Origin of the sequence: Vibrio makurazakiensis (assembly GCF_050337375.1) — a bacterium.
GTDB classification, from domain to species: domain Bacteria; phylum Pseudomonadota; class Gammaproteobacteria; order Enterobacterales; family Vibrionaceae; genus Vibrio; species Vibrio makurazakiensis.
In genome coordinates, this window is record NZ_JAKJSW010000304.1 from 1 (window position 1) to 3,792 (window position 3,792).

Genomic DNA, 3,792 nt, shown 5'->3' on the forward strand with positions numbered 1-3,792 from the left:
GGATATTTATAGTATCGAGAATACGGATTACACCGTAGGTCAAGATAACGTACAAAAATGGGGTTTTGATGTACATAACCCTGTATTCGGCATTAGTGCCGGCTTTATCATTTTATTTTTAGTTGCTCTGTTGGTCGCTGATGCGGAAACAGCAAAAGCAGCATTAGATGGTATTAAGTGGCAAGTGATTGGAAACTTCGATGGCTTGTTCATGTGGTCAGCAAACTTGTTTGTTGTTTTCTGTTTTGCCCTGATCTTTTCTCCATACGGAAAAATCCGTATTGGTGGGGATGATGCTAAAGCAGAGCACTCTAACCTATCTTGGATGGCGATGTTATTCGCGTCTGGTATGGGTATCGGACTTATGTTCTGGGGTGTTGCAGAACCAGTTGCTTACTTTACAGGTTGGTACAAAACACCATTAGGTGTTGAAGCGTTATCTCCTGAAGCCGCTAAACTTGCACTTGGTGCGACTATCTACAACTGGGGTCTGCACGGCTGGGCAATTTACGCTGTTGTTGCGTTATCTCTAGCATTCTTCACCTTTAACAAAGGTCTACCACTTTCAATCCGTTCTATCTTTTACCCATTGCTGGGTGACAGAGCATGGGGTTGGTTTGGGCATGTTGTTGACATCGTAGCTGTACTTGCAACCTTATTTGGTCTTGCAACGTCACTAGGCTTAGGTGCACAACAAGCGGCAAGTGGTATCAACCATGTCTTCGGCACTGACGGCGGCATTGGCATGCAAATTGGCGTGATCGTTTTTGTTACTGGTTTGGCGATTGTGTCGGTAGTTCGTGGTATTGAAGGCGGTGTTAAAGTTCTAAGTAACGTAAACATGCTTGTGGCTTTAGCGTTGCTTATCTTCGTTATTATTGCTGGTGGTTCAGTGGCGTTAGGTTCAATTCCAACGGCATTAATGGGCTACATTGAAAACTTTATTCCTCTAAGTAACCCTCACGGTCGTGAAGATGAAACTTGGATGCAAGGTTGGACTGTATTTTACTGGGCTTGGTGGATTTCATGGTCACCGTTCGTAGGTATGTTCATCGCTCGTATTTCTAAAGGCCGTACTATTCGTGAATTTATGGTAGCTGTACTATTTATTCCAACTTCAGTTATCGTTATTTGGATGGCTGTGTTTGGCGGTATTGCAATTGACCAAGTAGCGAACAAAGTAGGTGAAATTGGTGTGAATGGCCTTAAAGACATTACGTTGTCTTTATTCCATACATACGATGCACTGCCAATGAGTAACRTTCTTTCAGTAGTCTCTATTGCTCTGATTATGGTGTTCTTTATTACTTCATCTGACTCAGGTTCTTTAGTAATCGATAGCATTACTTCTGGCGGTAAGATTGATGCACCTGTGCCTCAGCGTATCTTCTGGGCTTCAATTGAAGGTGCTATTGCTGCCGTTCTATTATGGGTTGGTGGTACTGAATCTATTCAAGCATTACAAGCAGGTACAGTTTCAATGGCGTTACCGTTTACGGTTATCTTGTTGTTGATGTGCTGGAGCTTATTATTAGGACTAAGGTCTGAACATCAATTAGCTCAGCAATCTAAGCAAGTTGCTTAGATAATTAGATACATTAAAAAGGCCAGCGTAAGCTGGTCTTTTTTTTGCGCCAAATATATTGAGATTGTGTGAATTTTCAGCGAACACTATTAGACGGGCTGAATTTTATAGTGTGCTCTGCTAGAATTAGTGCATCCAAGTATTTGAATTATTGTGAGAACAGGCCTCGGAGCTTGGTTCTATAATAAAGCTTGTTCATTCGCTAGCAATAAAGGAAAGGGATATTAGCGATATTCCAAAGAGAGGAATAATGACTAAAGGTRTAGATAAGTACAGTATCGATAGTACCGACTACACAGTCGGTCAAGATAACGTACAAAAATGGGGTTTTGACGTCCATAACCCAGTTYTTGGTATTAGTGCAGGCTTTATCGCGCTGTTTTTGATTGGTGTATTAGTCACTGATACAGCGTCAGCAAAAGCGGCTCTAGACGGTCTTAAATGGCAAATCATCGGTTCATTTGATTGGTTGTTTATATGGGCTGGTAACATCTTCGTAATTTTCTGTTTAGGCCTTATCGTTTCGCCATTTGGTAAGATTCGATTAGGTGGTGTAGATGCCACGGCCGATTATTCGTTTATGTCATGGCTATCCATGTTATTTGCGGCAGGTATGGGTATTGGCCTAATGTTTTGGAGTGTGGCTGAGCCAGCTGCGTACTTCACAGGTTGGTATGAAACGCCGCTTGGCGTAGAGCCGAATACGCCAGAGGCTGCGCGATTAGCACTGGGTGCGACTATGTACCACTGGGGTCTTCACCCATGGGCAATTTACGGTGTAGTAGCGCTTTCACTTGCATTCTTTACCTACAACAAAGGCTTACCGCTTTCGATCCGTTCAATCTTTTACCCAATTTTAGGTGATAGAGCGTGGGGTTGGGCTGGTCATATTGTTGATATTCTAGCGGTTCTTGCAACACTATTTGGCTTGGCAACTTCGTTAGGTTTAGGTGCACAGCAGGCAGCAAGTGGTATTCAGCATGTATTCGGAATTGAAGCCGGACTTGGATTACAAGTTGTTGTCATCACGGTCGTTACACTACTAGCGGTTGTTTCAGTACTTCGCGGTATTGATGGCGGCGTAAAAGTAATCAGTAACATCAATATGCTAGTGGCTTTCGTGCTATTAGGGTTAGTTGGTCTTATTGGCTACGCTGTAACGTTGGGTTCAATTCCAACAACACTGATGGCTTACCTAGAAAACATCATTCCACTGAGTAACCCGCACGGTCGTAACGACGAAGCGTGGTTCCAAGGTTGGACTGTATTCTACTGGGCTTGGTGGATTTCTTGGTCACCATTCGTAGGTATGTTCATTGCTCGTGTATCTAAAGGTCGTACTGTTCGTGAGTTCATTACAGCAGTATTGATTGTTCCTACAACAGTAACAATCCTTTGGATGTCAGTATTTGGCGGTTTAGCTATCGATCAAATTACCAGTGGTGTTGGTGAGTTAGGCACTAAAGGCCTGACTGATATTTCACTAGCGATGTTCCAAATGTTTGATGCTCTGCCATTTGGCACTATGCTTTCAATCATTGCGATTATTTTGGTACTTGTATTCTTCATCACATCTTCTGACTCAGGTTCTTTAGTTATCGATAGTATTACTGCTGGCGGTAAAGTTGATGCTCCTGTTTTACAGCGTGTGTTCTGGGCGTTCCTAGAAGGTGCCATTGCGGTTGCTCTACTATGGGTCGGCGGTACTGAAGCGGTTCAAGCATTGCAAGCTGGTGCAATTTCAACAGCATTGCCATTTACCTTCATTCTTCTGATGATGTGTGTGAGCTTGCTAATGGGTATGCGTACCGAGAAACGTTAATTTTACGTAATACTCTAAAAAGGGCGAATGAATATTCGCCCTTTTTTGTGCCTAAAATTTGAGGTATTTACTTGCTTTTAATGTGTGTTTTATTTTGACGCCCGACAGGCTTTTGGCACAAATTTACGATTAAATAACAAAGGCTTGGCATTGAGTCTATTTTGAGCAAAATTGCTCGAATTTATAATTATTTTTGGTTAGTATGCGTTGGAATCCTTCCCACCACGCGAACTGTAAATGAAATTAACACTTAAACAAAAGCTAATAGCTGCGAGTCTCTCTGCTGTTGTCTTAATGGCGACAGCATTAACATGGTTGTCTGCAACTCAACTGTTTGAACAAACCCGAAACGGTGTTTACCTTCGAGCAGAGAGCGTGTCAGAAG

General features: G+C 42.6%; 2 protein-coding genes. Both read left to right on the forward strand.

Annotation, left to right across the window (positions count from 1 at the left end):
- The coding region (locus L4C33_RS20420; RefSeq protein ID WP_428814229.1) for a BCCT family transporter at positions 1–1,585 on the forward strand (1,585 nt) is incomplete at its 5' end.
- Between the two features lie 250 nt (positions 1,586–1,835).
- Positions 1,836–3,407, forward strand: a complete 1,572-nt coding sequence (locus L4C33_RS20425) for a BCCT family transporter (protein WP_428814230.1) — start codon at positions 1,836–1,838, stop codon at positions 3,405–3,407.
- Positions 3,408–3,792: the final 385 nt, after the last annotated feature.